The organism is Terrisporobacter muris (assembly GCF_024621905.1).
Taxonomy (GTDB): Bacteria; Bacillota; Clostridia; order Peptostreptococcales; family Peptostreptococcaceae; genus Terrisporobacter; species Terrisporobacter muris.
This window is the reverse complement of record NZ_JANKBY010000590.1, coordinates 1-1,130: the sequence shown is the minus strand read 5'-3', so window position 1 is coordinate 1,130 and position 1,130 is coordinate 1. Positions and strand designations below refer to the sequence as shown.

Annotated in this window: 1 protein-coding gene; it reads right to left on the bottom strand. The window is 29.6% G+C overall.

What is annotated here, in order from left to right; genetic code table 11:
* Positions 1–146: 146 nt before the first annotated feature.
* Positions 147–1,010, bottom strand: a complete 864-nt coding sequence (fba, locus tag NSA58_RS20480) for a class II fructose-1,6-bisphosphate aldolase (protein ID WP_039678450.1) — start codon at positions 1,008–1,010, stop codon at positions 147–149.
* Positions 1,011–1,130: the final 120 nt, after the last annotated feature.

The window sequence follows — 1,130 nt, the reverse complement described above, 5'->3', positions numbered from 1 at the left end:
TGACAAAATAGTTTAAATGAAGAAATAAATTAATTGTGTGTATATATATACAATGTTAATAAATTGATTATTTATTAATATAAAAAAGATAGATGTAATAAAAAATTACTTCTATCTTTTAAGATTTCTAAATTAAACTATTAAAATTATGCTTGGTTTATAGAACCGAATAATTCCATTTTTTCTTTAACGCATGCTTTTATAGCATCAACGCCTGGAGCTAATAATTTACGAGGGTCAAATCCTTTACCTTGTAAATCTTTTCCTTCTTCTATGTATTTACGAGTAGCTTCAGCAAATACTAATTGGCATTCAGTATTAACATTGATTTTAGCAACACCTAAAGATATAGCTTCTTTTATCATATCTTCTGGTATACCAGTTCCTCCATGTAATACTAATGGCATATCTCCTGTAGCATCATTTATTTTTCCTAATGCTTCGAAGTTTAATCCAGCCCAGTTAGAAGGATATTGACCATGTATATTACCTATACCAGCAGCTAAGAAGTCTATTCCTAAGTCAGATATAGCTTTACATTCTTGAGGGTCAGCTATTTCACCAGCACCTACAACACCGTCTTCTTCTCCACCTATTGAACCAACTTCAGCTTCTATAGATATACCTTTTGAGTGAGCTAACTCAACTAATTCTTTAGTTTTAGCAACATTCTCATCAAATGGATAATGAGATCCATCAAACATTACTGAAGAGAATCCAGCTTCTATAGTTTTTAATACTCCTTCATAAGAACCGTGATCTAAATGAAGAGCAACTGGAACAGTTATATTTAATCCTTTTATTAATCCATTTACCATTCCTACTACTGTATCATATCCACCCATGTATTTTCCAGCACCTTCAGATACTCCAAGTATAACAGGTGAATTGTTTTCTTGAGCAGTCAATAATATTGCTTTTGTCCATTCTAAGTTATTTATATTGAATTGACCTACTGCGTATTTTCCTTCTCTTGCTTTAATTAGCATTTCTCTTGCAGAAACTAACATATTTAAACCTCCAAATTTTAATTAAGTTTAAAATTTATAAAACCTACCCATCATTTATATTATATAACTAAAATAAAAAAGAGTATAGGGTAAATTATAATAAGCAAAAACTTAAATTAT

What these genes read in the sequence shown, in the direction of transcription:
- fba (WP_039678450.1), bottom strand. Translation starts at nt 1,010, where the DNA reads ATGTTAGTTTCTGCAAGAGAAATGCTAATTAAAGCAAGAGAAGGAAAA.